Origin of the sequence: Candidatus Aeolococcus gillhamiae (assembly GCF_016464765.1) — a bacterium.
Classification (GTDB): Bacteria; Chloroflexota; Dormibacteria; order Aeolococcales; family Aeolococcaceae; genus Aeolococcus; species Aeolococcus gillhamiae.
The window spans coordinates 18865-32622 of the sequence record NZ_JAEKNS010000037.1; the positions used below are offsets into that span (position 1 = coordinate 18865).

General features: G+C 65.0%; 12 protein-coding genes and 1 pseudogene. 5 read left to right on the forward strand and 8 right to left on the reverse strand.

The genetic code is table 11. The annotated features are described in order from the left end of the window. The first annotated feature begins 195 nt into the window (after positions 1–195). Complete coding sequence (locus JF886_RS02650; RefSeq protein WP_337309328.1) at positions 196–1035, forward strand: hypothetical protein; 840 nt, start codon at positions 196–198, stop codon at positions 1033–1035. Between the two features lie 137 nt (positions 1036–1172). Here JF886_RS02650 and JF886_RS02655 read toward each other — a convergent pair whose 3' ends face one another. Both JF886_RS02655 and JF886_RS02660 read right to left on the reverse strand, forming a co-directional pair. Then, on the reverse strand, positions 1173–2090 hold the full coding sequence (locus tag JF886_RS02655) for an EamA family transporter (RefSeq protein WP_337309330.1): 918 nt from the start codon (positions 2088–2090) through the stop codon (positions 1173–1175). 88 nt (positions 2091–2178) lie between these two features. Then, positions 2179–2469 (reverse strand): annotated as a pseudogene (locus JF886_RS02660) (helix-turn-helix domain-containing protein); the annotation flags it as partial. 951 nt (positions 2470–3420) lie between these two features. Between JF886_RS02660 and JF886_RS02670 the strand changes: the two are divergent. The 4 genes from JF886_RS02670 (at position 3421) to JF886_RS02685 (ending at position 7770) form a co-directional block, all read left to right on the forward strand. Further along, entirely contained in the window at positions 3421–4716 is a 1296-nt protein-coding gene (locus tag JF886_RS02670; protein WP_337309332.1) for a M20/M25/M40 family metallo-hydrolase, read from the forward strand. Positions 4717–4793: 77 nt separating this feature from the next. Continuing rightward, positions 4794–5507 (forward strand): FadR/GntR family transcriptional regulator, encoded by a 714-nt coding sequence (locus JF886_RS02675; RefSeq protein ID WP_337309334.1) that lies wholly within the window; start codon positions 4794–4796, stop codon positions 5505–5507. A gap of 2 nt (positions 5508–5509) precedes the next feature. Continuing rightward, positions 5510–6316, forward strand: a complete 807-nt coding sequence (locus JF886_RS02680) for an alpha/beta fold hydrolase (protein ID WP_337309337.1) — start codon at positions 5510–5512, stop codon at positions 6314–6316. After that, on the forward strand, positions 6316–7770 hold the full coding sequence (locus tag JF886_RS02685; protein WP_337309339.1) for an APC family permease: 1455 nt from the start codon (positions 6316–6318) through the stop codon (positions 7768–7770). Before JF886_RS02680 ends, JF886_RS02685 begins: the two co-directional genes overlap by 1 nt. 77 nt (positions 7771–7847) lie before the next feature. Here the strand turns inward: JF886_RS02685 and JF886_RS02690 are convergent, their stop codons facing one another. The 6 genes from JF886_RS02690 to JF886_RS02715 form a co-directional block, all read right to left on the reverse strand. Beyond that, complete coding sequence (locus tag JF886_RS02690) at positions 7848–8711, reverse strand: proline iminopeptidase-family hydrolase (protein WP_337309341.1); 864 nt, start codon at positions 8709–8711, stop codon at positions 7848–7850. 261 nt (positions 8712–8972) lie between these two features. After that, on the reverse strand, positions 8973–9863 hold the full coding sequence (locus JF886_RS02695; protein ID WP_337309343.1) for a proline iminopeptidase-family hydrolase: 891 nt from the start codon (positions 9861–9863) through the stop codon (positions 8973–8975). Further along, positions 9860–10825, reverse strand: a complete 966-nt coding sequence (locus JF886_RS02700; RefSeq protein WP_337309344.1) for an ABC transporter ATP-binding protein — start codon at positions 10823–10825, stop codon at positions 9860–9862. Before JF886_RS02700 ends, JF886_RS02695 begins: the two co-directional genes overlap by 4 nt. Before the next feature lie 16 nt (positions 10826–10841). Next, the gene (locus tag JF886_RS02705) at positions 10842–11906 is read right to left on the reverse strand and encodes an ABC transporter ATP-binding protein (protein ID WP_337309347.1); all 1065 of its coding nucleotides are present in this window, start codon (positions 11904–11906) and stop codon (positions 10842–10844) included. A 2-nt stretch (positions 11907–11908) separates the two neighbouring features. Then, positions 11909–12760 carry an ABC transporter permease gene (locus tag JF886_RS02710; protein WP_337309349.1) on the reverse strand — a complete coding sequence of 284 codons (852 nt, stop codon included), beginning with the start codon at positions 12758–12760 and terminating at the stop codon, positions 11909–11911. Then, complete coding sequence (locus JF886_RS02715) at positions 12757–13707, reverse strand: ABC transporter permease (RefSeq protein WP_337309444.1); 951 nt, start codon at positions 13705–13707, stop codon at positions 12757–12759. Before JF886_RS02715 ends, JF886_RS02710 begins: the two co-directional genes overlap by 4 nt. Between the last annotated feature and the right edge of the window lie 51 nt (positions 13708–13758).

A 13758-nucleotide genomic window follows, 5' to 3' on the forward strand; every position in this document is an offset into this window, starting at 1 on the left:
GGCACCCGGGTATCAAGGATCGCGAACCCCCGAGGGAAAGACACGGCTCGGCCGTGCCCGCGACCTTGCCGAGGCCGCTCTTGATCGCCTGCGGGTATGAGCGCAGTAAGGACACCAGCGCCGTGTCCTGCGTGCGCGCACCCGATGTGCGGCGGACCACAATGGACGCGTCGCCCAACCGCATCCAGGAGCACGATGGCTCAGCGACCCGAACCACGCTTCGAAGCCCTGACGCGGCTAGCGGAGCGGCTACTGCATCACCCGTATCCGCAGGGCCCGACCCATGTTGAGGTCGGCGTTGAGAGCCTGCCGCGTGGCGTCGCGGACATTCCGCTTCCCGGGGCGGCGCGCCTGCTGGGGAGCGTCCTGCACTCGCGGGGACCGCGGCCAATCGCGATGGAGGCTGTGTTCGACGATGATCGCTCACCAGACGACGTCATGGTCAGCTATACGGCCGAGGTGAAGTCGCTTGGCTGGCGGGACTTCGAAGCCGGCGGCCCCATGCGGGGTGGTTTCGTCTCCAGCGAGTGGGGGAGCGGCGGCTCGTTCCGGCGGCCCGATGGCGATGGACCAGTGCTCATGATTTCCGCGGTGAGCACGCCAACAGGCCCGACCGATGTCCGCCTCCGGCTCGACTGGCAGCTCGCGCGCCGCATGCCCGCGGGCGCTCCGGGCGGTCCTCCCGGCATGGACAAGCTGCCCCCGCTGCACCCACCTGCGGGGGTCAGCCTGCTCGATCAGAACGTCAGCGGCAGCGACCGCGTGTGGTCGGCGGCCGCGACAGTCCGCACCGACCAAACCGTCGCCGAGCTCGAGGCTCACTTTGCCGCCCAACTGCTCCGCGAGCATTGGACGCGCGTTGGCGGCGCGGATCAGGCAGGGGTCAGCTGGAGCACCTGGCAGTTGCCCGGTGACGATTCGTGGAGGGGGTTGCTCGCGGTGTTGGGGGTGTTCGGCCCGGCCGAGCGGTACCTCACGCTGCGGATCGACCTCGAGGACACCGACGAGCTTCCGGTCAGCCTCTCCGGTCCGTAGCACCGTGTTCCAAGTGGTTAGACCGATTGTTCCACCATCCCCTATGGCCGGGACCTGCTCTTGTACTCTCGGAGGGGTGCTCAACGCCATCCCAGATCGCCACAAACCCTTGTACAGCAATGCGTTGGCACCGCACGTTATGTGTCCTCGTCTGGTACGGCGGCAAGCGCAACCGGCTCACCGGTCACCACCACGGCAGGCCGAGCGCCGCGCGTCACCATCGCTAGGCCGGCGATCACCACACCGGCGCCGATGATCTCCAACACCGACGGATTCTCGTGCACGAAGATCGCCGCCGCCGCCAGCCCCACCACCGGCACGAAAAGCGCGAACGGTGACACCGTAGACGCCGGGTATCGGCGCAACAGGTACGCCCACGCCGCGTAACCGAATCCCGTCGACAGGTACGCGACGTAGAACAGCGCCAGCACGGCCGACCATGTCAACGAACGCCCGGCCGTCGCGATCCGCGCCGGTCCCTCGGCGGCCAGCGAGAGCAACAGCAGAGGAATTGGCGGCACCACGCTGGTCCACACCAAGAACGCAACGGCATCCGAAGGCCGCGCCACGCGTGTGATCACGTTGCCGATTCCCCACGCCGCCGACCCCGCCACTACGAGCGCGAGCGCTCCGAGCGGTACGACGGCGCCGGTGCGCGTGGCGGCGATCACCGCCACCCCGGCGAGCGCGATGAGCGCGCCGACCAGCTGGCGCTGATGCGGCCGCTCCCCCAGCGCCGCTGCGGCGATAACGATCGTGAACACGACCTGCAGCTGCACCACCAGCGAGGCGAGCCCCGGGGGCATACCCAGCGACAGCCCCACGAACAACAGGCCGAACTGCAGCGCGCCCGAGAACGCTCCGACGCCGATGACATACCGCGCCGGGACGCGCGGGCGCTTCACCAGGAGGATGGCCGGGAACAGCACCACCACGAAGCGCATGGCCACGAAGAACAGGGGCGGGAACACCTTGAGGCCCTCGTCGATGATGACGAAGTTCAGACCCCACACCACCATCACCGCGATTGCCAGGGCGAAGTGACGGCGGCTCATCCGTCGCCAGTATCGCGCGACCGCGGGCAGCGACGCGCCGACCCGCGCCGTCCACGGTTCGCTGGAAGCAGAGAACGAGTTCCTCATCGAGGACGGCGGCGACGCGCTGCAACGTGGCTAGCCTGGGAGTAACAGTCCCCCGCCCGAGACGCGAGATGTTCGTATGGGACGTCCCCACGGCGATGGCGACCTGTTCCTGGGTCATTCCCACTTCGAACCGCCGCTCGCGCAGGAGAGCCGCCACGGGGCTGATCTTGCGCAGGGCGCGGATGCGGGCGTACTCGTCGCGTGCTTCGCGGTAGGGCTGGCTCCGCCGCGCGCGGCCCTGCGCGGCGGTGGTTGCGTCCTGCCCGATGGGCCTTCGATTCGTCGTCTTCATCAGTCAGTCACGGTATCAGCATTGACAACTTCGGACCAAGGCCGACGGGAGCGCGTGCCGGATTTCGGTTAGTTGATCTGTCCCCGCCGGGGGGCGCCGCACGGCGGCGTTTTTAGGTACCGAGGCCGCGACCGACGTTGGAAAAGACGTGCTTGTGTCGCGGGCAACGCTCGGTCTTGGCGATGTCTCGGCCGCCCCACCGCTCTTGGCGGGCGGCTCTCGCCTCCGCATGTGCTCCGGCGAGCTGATTCCGAAACCGGGCAGTAACGGCCATGGTGGACCGGAACTAGTTTGACGCGTTTCGGCGGGGGCCCGAGTGGCCACGAGGACGGGGTTCACCCATTAGTTTTACTGAGTGTCGCGATGTCAAGGTTGAATTCAAATTTGGCGGAGAGGGTGGGATTCGAACCCACGGAGGCTATTAACCTCACCGCTTTTCGAGAGCGACGACCGGCGCGATGCGGGGTGTCGCCAGGGGATACTGGAGGCCGTTCTGAGTACGGATCGGGGAGCCGTCGTGCTGTCGTGGGGTGCTCAGTGTCGAACAAAGCCGCCGCGTTTGGGGCCCAATTGGCCACCGTAGCGGCCATGGTTGGCGATAACTAGCCTCGGCCGTGGCGGACCGGGAGCCGCGGGAAGACCAGGCAGCGCAGGTTCTACGACGCAGCGAGTTCTCGCATCGGGCGGAGGCCATCCGGCCTTGCTCACTGACGTGTTGATGATGGACGACGGTCAGATCATCGAGGAAGGAACGCCGACGCGCCTGTTCTCGGCGCCTCAGAACGAGCGCACTCAGGCATTCCTCTCCAAGTCCTGTGAGCGCGACAGCCCGCACCCCCGGCCCGCCCGTCGCAATCATCTCAACGGAGGAGCAGCTGTACAGCGCCGCCGTCCCTCTCCTGGCCGGCTGGCATTGGTACAAAGGTCGATCCTTTACGTCATACTGCCGCGATGCTGGAAGCCGCCGACAGCTGGGCACTCGTTGACGCTCACATCGAGGATCAATCGGAGACCTCGTTCGGGTTCCTCGCCGATCTGGTTCGGGCCCCGAGCACACTCGGGTACGAGGCCGCAGCACAGGAGCTCGTAGCGGGTGAGCTCGAGCGGCTTGGGTTCGCCATCGAGAGGCAGCCCATTCCCGACGACATCCGAGACCACGTGGCAGCGGGCGTGCCTCCCGCGTCTTATGAGGGCCGGTACAACGTCGTCGGGCGTCGACGCGGCGGCAACGGGACGTCGCTCTTGCTCCATGGCCACATCGACGTTGTTCCCGCTGACGAGCTCACGTGGAGTGTTGATCCGTGGATCCCAACGCGAGAGGATGGCTGGCTGGTTGGCCGCGGCGCGGGCGACATGAAGTCCGGCTTCGCGATAGCCGCCCTAGCTTTGGCGGCGCTTGACGCGCGCCGACCCGACTGGCTGCGGGGTGAGCTTGTCTTCCTTTCCGCGATCGAGGAGGAGGCGACTGGCAATGGGACGCTGGCGGCGGGGCTGGCAGGTGTCCTTGCGGATGCCGCGGTCCTCCTGGAACCGACCGATCTGCGCCTGCTTTTGGCCGGCGTCGGCATCGTCTGGGTGGACATCGACATCAGGGGCTCGTCCGCCCATGCGGAATCAGCGGACTCGGCGGTAAACCCGATCATAGCCGCCTTGCCGATCATCGCCGCCCTGCGCGATTTCGAAGGTCAGCTCAATACTCGAGAGCGCAGCGACGGGCCTTTCGCCGAGTTAGCACATCCATACAACCTCAACATCGGCACATTTCACTCTGGCGACTGGCCGTCGAGTGTGCCTGCCCAAGCAAAGCTCGGCGTGCGCGTCGGCTTCCCCCGAGAGTGGACTGCGGTCGAGGCGTTCGATCGCCTTCGAGCAGTCGTTGACGATGCCGTCGAAGGCGACCCGTGGCTAGCCGCACACCCGCCCTCGATGCGGATGAGCGGATTTCGCGCGCAGGGATACGCGCTCGACGCCGACCACGACCTAGTCATGGCGTTCGCGGCAGCGCATCGGGCTGCACATGGGTTGGAACCAGCGCGGGTGGCGATGGGCAGTACCACGGACGCCCGCTTCTATCTCAATCAATTTGGAGTCCCTGCGCTCGCCTATGGGGCAAGAAGTCGCAACATCCACGGCACCGACGAGGCCGTCGAGTTGGCCAGCATCGTGCAGGCGGCGCGGACCCTCGCGCGATTCCTGGCCGGTCACTTTGTCGACGGCGGTTGGCGCGGGCAGCCGCAGATCGCATGAACGGAGTTGCCCTCGAGGCAGCCGTCGCTCGCGGGCTACGCCGCACGGAGCAGCCTCTATACCGCGCGCTGCAACCGTTGCCGATCCGCAACGCGGGGGAGCGCATCTTCGAACGGTTCGTCACGGCCATCGCTCTGGGCGAATTCGTGCTGGCTCAGCGCTTGCCCTCGGAACGAGAGTTAGCGATGGCGCTCGAGGTCAGCCGCAGCACCGTGAGAGAAGCGCTGAGCCGGCTTGCTGCAGGAGGTTACATTCGCATCCAACGCGGCAGCACCGGCGGCGCCTTTGTCGTAGCGGACTGGGGACCCGAGTCCGAGGAGATGATCCGCCGCACGCTGCTGTCCCAGTGGGATGCTATCGAAAGCCTCCTGGACTTTCGCTCCCTTGTCGAGCAGCAGGTCGCGCGTACAGCTGCGGACCGACGCACCCGAGCGGACGCGCGCAGCATCAAGCGCGCACTGCGCGACTACGACGTTGCTGGCACTGACCGCGACCTGTCACGGGTCGCGGACCTTGCTTTGCACCAGGCCATCGCGTGCGCCACGCAAAACCCACATCTCCCTGAGCTCAGCCTGAAGTTGCGGCGAGAGGTGAGCCTGGGCTTCGGCGCCGAGGCATATTCCACTGCGCTCCGCGAGCGCGCGCTTCGTCAGCATCCCTTGCTGGCGGAGGCCGTGCTGGAAGGCCGCGGCGACGACGCGGCGAGATTGGCGGCGGAGCATTTCTCACTCACTGCGGAGCGACTACGCGGACTCCATGAGCGGATACAGAAGAAGGGGACAAAGAGATAGTCATGACGACAGCACACGTCAACGGCATCGACATCAACTACCGCCTCGAAGGCGATGGACCTGAGACCATCGTGCTGGTCAACGGGCTCGCCGACGATCTTGAGACCTGGGTATACCAAATCGATGCGTTCGTTGCAGCGGGCTACCGCGTGCTGCGTTTTGACAATCGCGGCATAGGAGAGAGCTCCAAGCCGGTAGGGCCGTACTCCAGTCGGATGTTGGCCGACGACGCCAAGGGGCTCGTTGATTCGCTTGCCCTCACCGACTTCCATCTAATGGGGGTATCGATGGGAGGGATGATCGTCCAGGAGTATGCCCTCGCCTACGCCAACGACCTTCGAACGGTGACATTCGCGTGTACCTACGCCGCGCCCGGGCCCTTCTGCTCGCGCATGTTCAAGCTGTGGGCGGACGCGGCTCCCGTGCTCGGGGTCCCGTTCGTCATGCGAGACGTGACGCTCTGGGCATTCACCGTGCGGTTCTTTGAAGAGCGCGGTGCAGAGCTCGCCGAGTTCGAGACCGCGATGGCCTACATGAACCAGCCCACTCACGCCTACCTCGCCCAGCTTGCTGCGATTCAGAACCACGACACAAGAGACCGGCTCGACCAGATAACAACTCCGACGCTGGTTGTGGCCGGCGAGGAAGACATTCTGATTCCCGTGGCGCTGTCGAAGCGGCTCCACGAAGGAGTTCCCGGTGCGGAGTGGTCAACCACAAAAGGTGGACACGGGTGCATGTGGGAGCACGCCCACGAGTTCAACACCTCATTTCTTCAGTTCGTCGAGCGCCATGGGAGGAACAACTGATGGCCGTCACTCGCGTTGAGGCCGCTGATACCAGCCAAACCCTGCAGCGAGGTCAGCTCGGTCTGCTGGGGGTGATGATGCCCGGTCTCGCTCAGGTCGCCCCGGCGTTCAACCTGTTCTTTACCACGGCGATCATGGTGGGGCTCGCCGGGTCCTCCGTTCCGCTGATCTTCTTGATCAGCATGGTGGGCATGGTCGCGACCGCCAGCAGCCTCGCCCAGTTCGCCGGTGTGTATCCAAGTGCCGGATCCTTCATCACATACATCACCCGAGCGATCGGCATCAAGGTGGCCGTGGCCGTCGGGGTCATCACCTTGCTGGGATACATCATCGCGTTCGCCGGCGTGTATATCTTCGTGGGCAGCTACATCGTCCAGAACGTTTTTGGCAACTCAAGCATCTGGGGGCTCACGCAGATCGTGACCATCCTCTACGGCGCGCTAGTGACCCTACCGGTGATCGTCGGTTTGAAGCTGGGTGTGCGACTCACGGTGGTGCTGTACCTCTTCGAGGTCGTGCTGCTGCTTGCGCTGAGCGTGACGATCCTGGTCAGAGGCGGAGCTTCCGGCCTGTCAGCGGTCCCGTTCCACTGGCCGGGCGGCTCAAGTGACGTGCTCGTCGCCTTCAGTCTCGCCGTGCTTGCCTTCGGTGGATTCGAGGCGGCAGCCCCGCTTGCGGAGGAGACTAGAAACCCACGACGCAACGTGCCCATCGCGGTCGTCGGCGCGGTCGTGATCAGCGGCTTCATCTACGTGCTGGGCTCATATGCCCTGGTGACCGCGTTCGGTGTGGGCAATGCCGGGCAGCTGGCCGGTGACGCCAATCCTTTCCACACTGCGGCGCAGTCATTCCTTCCGGCGCTGGCTCCGCTGATCACGTGGATCTTCCTTTCCAGTGTGACCAGCTCGTTCGTGGCAGCCAACACACAGACATCGCGTGTGATCTTCGCCGGCGCTCGCGGCGGTCTCTGGAGTCATGCCCTCGCCGGCGTCAATCCTCGTTTTCGCACTCCGGCCGCGGCAGCAATGGCCTTTGTGGCGCCGAGCATTCTCATCGGTGTCCTCTCGACGGCAATCACCGATCCCGGCACCGCGTCCGGGTTCCTCGGCACCTACGGCATTCTCGGACTGGTGATCATGTACCTTGTGGCCAACGTAGCTCTCATCGTTGAGTGGGTCAGGTTCCGCCGTCGCGGCGTTCGCAAGAACCCGCTCTTATGGGTGGTGACACCGGTCATCGGCATCCTGGTGCTGGCAATACCGATTTGGGGTGACCTCCGCCCCGGACAACCCAGCCCATTCAGCCTGCTTCCATTACTGACCGTCGGACTGGTAGCGGTCGGCGTGATCTACACGCTCGTTCTCAACGCGGTTCGCCCACGGGCGCTCGAACGTGCTCCGGCGCTGCTGGAGGGCGCCGACAGCCTTGCGACCAACCCACTGGTGGCAACCTGACGGCATGGTGTGAGGTGCAGAGATCGAAGCTCCCCGCGCGCGAGCCCATCCCGACGCTGGCGCGATGCTCGGCGCCGTTACTCATCAGCGCCGGCCAGGAACTCGTTGACAACCGCCATGAAGTGCTCGCGTTTCTCGGCGAAACAGAGGTGTGAGGCGTCCGGAACGATCTCCAGCCTCGACCGGGGGATGCGACGCTGCATGTCGCGCAGATGCTCGGGGCGGCACTCATCGTGCTCGCCGCCGATGAGGAGGGTTGGCACATCGATCTCGCCGAGTCGCTCGGTGACGTCCCAGCGAGCGAGGGTGCCGGTGACGGAGAACTCGCTGGGACCGTTCATGTGGTGGTACACGTCGAGACCCGCGTCCGCGAAGGACCGCTCCAGACCGTCGGGCCACGGGGTGAGGCGGCAGAGGTGCTCACGGTAGAAGCCGAGAATCGCGGCGGCATATTCCGGGCAGTCGGTGGTCCCGCTGGCCTCGTGGCGTCTGATCGTCTCCTGGTCGTCGGCGGACTGCAGGCTCAACAACTGGGCGCATTCGGCACTCCAACGGGGCATACTCGCCGGGCTGCCCGCCAGGGTGAGGCTCTCGAGCTCAGGACGACGGTCGAGAACGTACTGCATCGCCAGCATTCCCCCCCACGAGCTGCCCAGCAGATGCACCCGGGGCAGGTCCAGCGCCTCGCGAACGGTCACCAGCTCCTCCACGAACCGCGCGACCGTCCAGAGCGCCACGTCTCCGGGTCGCTGAGAGCGTCCACAGCCGAGTTGGTCGTAGAAGATGACCTCGCGACGCTCCCCGAGGTCGGTAAGTGGCTCCAGGTAGTGGGAGGTGAAACCGGGGCCGCCGTGAAGACAAAGGAGGGGGACACCACCCTCGCCCACCGACTGGAAATACACATCGCCGCCAGGTACGTGGATGAATCCTTTACGAGCCATCGAAGAACCTCCTGCTCTGTGCTGAGAGCGAACCGTCCTTGGCCTCTGCGTGACCAATTGGGTTACGCTACTTCAAGCTGAGGCCCTTGTAATGTTGCCGTTCGCAGGCGCGCTCAGGTCCCCTTACCCCCATATTCCGCGTGGGTCGATCGCATCGACGAAGCCGCCCGGAGGAGCCTCATGGCGAGCTCGTCCCCAACCCCTGCGCGCTCCACACCGTCCGCGACGCTCCATCGGACCGCCACTGCAGGCCGCCCCGCCTCAGGTTTCGGCCTCAGCCCGGCTCATGAAGTTATTGATGGTGTTCATGCAGGCTTCGCGCTCCTCGTAAAAGGGCATGTGGGCACTGTTCTCGAAGAGGGCGTATTCCGAGCCAGGCACTCGGTCGTGCATCAACTCCATGTGCTCAGGCGTGCACTCGTCGTACCGCCCAGCGACAAACAGGGTGGGGATGGTGATCTCATGGAGGCGATCCATGATGTCCCATTCCTTCAGGTTGCCGGTGACCTTGAAGTCGCTGGGCCCAATCATGGCCATGTAGATCTCCATGCCGACGCCCGCGAACGACTCCTCGAGTCCCATGGGCCAGGGCTGCATGCGACAGATGTAGGTCTGATACCAGATAGCGATGGCGCCCTGGTATTCGGGACAGGCGTAAAGCTCGTTGTCCTCGTGGTAATCGATGGTGTCTTGTACGCTCTGAGGCAACAACCTCTTCAGGCGTGCTGTGTCGTCACCCAGTCTGGGCATGCTGGCGAGGCTGTTCGACACCGTGAGGCTGACCAGATCCGGCTGACGATCAAGGACGTACTGCTGGACCAGCATGCCGCCCCAGGAGTTGCCGAACAGATGGTGACGGGTGAGCCCGAGGTGCTCACGCACGGCATCCACCTCACGCAGTGACCGGTCCATGGTCCACAGCGAGGCGTCATGCGGCGTTTCCGACTTTCCGCATCCCAGCTGATCCCAGAAGATCACCCGCCGGCGATCGGCCAGATCCTCGAGCGGAGTCAGGTAGTTGTGCGTGAAGCCTGGCCCTCCATGCGTCACCAGCAATGGCGGCAGGTCGCCTTCGCCGACGGACTTGTACCAAACCTTCCCTCCGGGGACCTCGATGTTGCCTTCTTCGACTCGCGGCGTGGTGGTCGTCATGGTTTCTCCTTCGGTTGGCCGGTGACCGGGTCCTCCTCGGCCAACCAGCATCGAGCTTGGGCAGAGGGTGACACCGGCAGCAGTGGTGGCTCGGTCTGACATCGGGCGTAGGCGTGGATGCAGCGACCGCGGAACAGGCATCCGTCGTCGGCAAGGAAGCCGCGCTCGGGACGCTGCTGCAGGGACATCCTCGCGCGCGGCGCGGAGTCCAACAGCAATTGACTGTAGGGATGATGCGGTGAGTCGAAGATCTCCTCAGCGCCGGCTTGCTCCATCAGTCGGCCGCGATAGAGAACCATGACCCGGTCGGACACCTGTCGGATCACCGCAAGATCATGCGAGATGAAGATGTAGGTGAGCGAGAATTCCGTGCGTAGATCGCTCAGCAGGTTGAGGATTTGGGCCTGGATGGACACGTCCAGCGCCGAGACCGCTTCGTCGAGGACGATCACCGAGGGCTCGGCCGCCAAGACGCGGGCAATCGCGAGCCGTTGCCGCTGACCACCTGACAGGGACCGCGGTACCGCCGAAGCATACTCGGCGTTAAGTCCCACCGCGTCGAGGAGCTTAGCGCTGCGAGCCGCGCGGCTCGGACGGTCGCGATCAAAGTGGACGCGCTGCACCTCATCGAGGACCCGTCCCACGGATTGCCTCGGGTCCAGGGACGAGTACGGGTCTTGAAAGACCATCTGAATCCGTCGAGCATGCAGCCTTCGATCCGATGACTTGGGCCGCTCCGGCAGGCGCTCGCCTTTGACCCAGATGCTGCCGGCACTGGGCGGCTCCAGCCCGACCAACATGCGGGCAAGCGTGGACTTCCCAGAACCGGACTCGCCGGCGATCCCCAGGCATTCCGCCTGTTCAACCGCCAGCGACACGTCCCGCACCGCATGGACGTCGCGCCGCGAACCGGACCTTCTGCGCGCATGCCGAAATGTCTTTGAGAGCCCCTCGACACGCACCGCGTAGTCCTTTACTTCAGTCATGGTGGGCGGCTACACCTTCTCTCATCTGCTCGCGTAGGTCGGCCGCCCGGATGCACTCCGTCAACACATCCGGCCCGAGCGGGAACAGTGACGGTTTCATCTCGGCGCATTCACTGATCGCGTAGGTGCAGCGCTGCCGGAAGGGGCATCCCGCGGTGACCTCCAATGCGGAGGCGGGGCGGCCGGGAACCACCTGAAGACGCTCCATCTTGCGGTCAACGCGCGGCCGTGCCGCCACCAGAGCTGCGGCGTAGGGATGTGCCGGTGCCTCGAACAAGTCCTGCGCCGATTGCACCGCCATTGGCCGGCCCGCGTACATCACGATGACCCGGTCGCAGATGACCGATGCCAGCGTCAGATCGTGGGTGATGAACAGGATCGACAGCCCATGCGATAGCTGCAGATCATGAAGAATGGCCAGGATGTCCGACTGCACCGTCACATCGAGGGCGGTCGTGGCTTCGTCGGCGATGAGCAACCTCGGCTCGCAGGACAGAGCGCCGGCGATCATCACCCGTTGCAGCATCCCCCCGGATAGCTGGCCAGGAAAGGACGCCAGCACGCGCTGCTCGTCGGTGATGCCGAGGCTGCTCAGCAGAGCCAATGATCGCTCTCGGGCCTGGGACTTGTTCAGACCCTTGTGTATCCGGAGCCCCTCACCCACGTAGTCCTCGATCGGCCACAGCGGGTCGATGTGGGCGCGGGGGTCCTGAAAGATCATGCCGATTTGATGGCTTCGGACCCTGCGGAGTTCACGGCGGCTCAGGCTCAGCACATCGGTTCCAAGAACTCCGATTCGGCCAGTGCTTCGCGCGCCCGGGGGCAGCAGACCGATGATGGATCGAGCGGTGATCGACTTACCGCTCCCGGATTCCCCAACCAGCGCGACCACCTCGCCGGCGTGGATGGTCAGGCTCATTTCGCGGACGATTGGCCGCAGCACACCCTCCACCACCAAGGAGGTGGTGAGATCCTCGATCTCCAGCACTGGCGGGCTTCCCGACATGGCGCCGTTGGCGTTGACGGCGCGCGACGTCCCACGGTCTCTTTCAGGCACCGTCATGAGCCTCTGACGAGTCGCTTGGCGAGGGCATCGCCGAGCACGTTGAAGGCGACGACGGCGATGGCGATGGCGATCGATGCCACGGTGACCTCGGTGACGGAGAAGAGGATGTTCTGCCGCCCGTCAGAGAGCAGCTGCCCCCAGTCCGGCGTCGGCGGCTGCACGCCCAAACCGAGAAATGTCAATCCGGCGAGATCGAGGAGTGCATAGCCGAAATTCAGGGTGGACTGCGCGACGATGGTGCCGGCGACATTCGGCAGGATGTGGAACAGGCAAACCCGGGTGCCACTGAAGCCCTGGATGCGGTAGGCGTCGACGTAGGCGCTGCGGCATTCGACCATGACCACTCCGCGAACCACTCGGGTGAGCAGCGGGATGTAGGTGATGGCAATGGCGATCGTCGCCGTCAGGAAGCCTGCGCCGAATGTCGCGACGATGACGATGGCCAGCAGCAGTGGGGGGAACCCGAAGAGCATGTCCGAGACGCGCGAGAGGACCGAGTCCACCCAGCCCCCCCGGTAGCCGGCGACGAGTCCGGCCGGGACGCCGACCACGACCGAGACGAGCACCACCGCCAGCGGCCCGAGCAGACTCAGCCTGGTTCCATAAATGAGCCGGGAGAGCACGTCCCGACCGGCAGCGTCGGTGCCCAGCAGGTGATCTCCGCTGAAGCCGGCGAGGGTCTGGCTCAGGTCAATCGTGGTGGGTTCGTGGGGAGACAGCAGCGGCGCCGCAATCGCCACGAGGACCAGAAGGCCGATGACCGTGCCGCCAACAGCGAGGCCCCAGGATCCGGGGAGTCCCGGTGACCATCGGCGGGCTGTGACCGGCACGTCAACTGCGGTCACTGGCTCTGCCCCGAGATGCGGATGCGAGGATCGATGACCCCGTAGAGCAGGTCGACGAGAAGGTTGAGGCCAATGAACGCAGCCGTGAAGAGCAAGGTTACCGCCTGGACCACCGCGTAGTCCTTGGCCTCGACCGCTTGCACGAGCAGCGATCCCAGCCCGTTCAATCCGAACGTGTACTCAACCAGCACCGCGCCGCTGATCAAGTAGCCAACCGCCAGACCCGAGACGGTCAGAATCGGGACGAGCGCGCTTCGCAGGACGTGCTTGATGATCACGCGGCGCTCGGAGAAACCGCGAGCCCGCACGGTCTCCACAAACTCCATCGCCAGAACTCTGGCGACAGAAGCCCGCGTCGTGCGGGCGATTAGGGCGATCAAACTGAGGGAGAGCGCGAGGGCGGGCAGGGTGAGATGGTACAGGCGGTCACCGCCGCCAGATCCAGTGCCCAGTATCGGGAACCAGCCCAGGGTGACGCCGAAGACGACGAGCAGAACGATTCCGGACACGTAGCTGGAAATCGATGCGAGCACCAGGACAACTCCGGAGATGACCGAGTCGGCCAGATGCCCCTGCCGGATGGCCGCGATCGCCCCGAGAGCCACTCCGGCAACGATGGTGATGACCGCCCCGTAGAGGGCGAGTTCCAGCGTCACCGTGATGCGTGAACCAACGACAGACGAGACCGATGTCTTGTAGGTGATCGATTCGCCGAGGTCCGCGTGCAGCACCCCGCCCAACCAGTACCCGTACTGCTCGTAAAGCGGCGAGTTCAAGTGGTACTGCTCGCGAATTGTTGCCAGCAGACCGGGCGTGGACGGCCGCCCACCGAGGAGCACTGATTCGACGTTTCCTGGGGCGAGATGTTCGAGCAGGAACAGAACCAGTGAGGCAGCGAGCAGAAGCCCCACCGCAGCCGCTGCGCGCTTGACGACATATCGCAGCATCACGCTACCGGTGGGTGATGTGTCGTCCAGCGCACCGCACGGCCCTCACAC